Genomic DNA, 379 nt, shown 5'->3' with positions numbered 1-379 from the left:
TGCGGCGTGACGGCCATAAAGTCGGACGCTACAAAGTGCGTAGTCTGATGCGTGAAGCTGGCCTGAAATGCAGGCAGCGCCGGCCGCACCGGTACCGTTCTTCAGGCGCGGAAGCGCTGATTGCAGAAAATCAGTTGAAGCGGAATTTCAAAGTTTCGACGATCAACGAAGTGTGGTGTGGGGATGTGACCTATATCCAGGTTGGCAAGCGCTGGCTGTACTTGGCAGCTGTGCTCGACCTGTACGCACGATGGGTGGTGGGCTGGGCATTTTCAATGATTGCGGACGCCAGGCTGGCCTGCAACGCGCTACGCATGGCGGCCGAATCCCGCGGCAAGCCGAAGGATGTGATGTTTCATTCCGACCAGGGATGCCAGTA

At 57.8% G+C, this 379-nt stretch carries 1 protein-coding gene; it reads left to right on the top strand.

All coding sequences use genetic code 11. The features are described from left to right. Nucleotides 1–35: 35 nt before the first annotated feature. Nucleotides 36–379 (top strand): DDE-type integrase/transposase/recombinase (locus AAZU54_RS27330; RefSeq protein WP_434727899.1); only part of this gene is annotated, 344 nt, incomplete at its 3' end.

Source organism: Pseudomonas sp. Je.1.5.c, from assembly GCF_051129895.1.
GTDB lineage: Bacteria > Pseudomonadota > Gammaproteobacteria > Pseudomonadales > Pseudomonadaceae > Aquipseudomonas > Aquipseudomonas urmiensis.
This window is presented reverse-complemented; position numbering and strand designations above follow the sequence as displayed.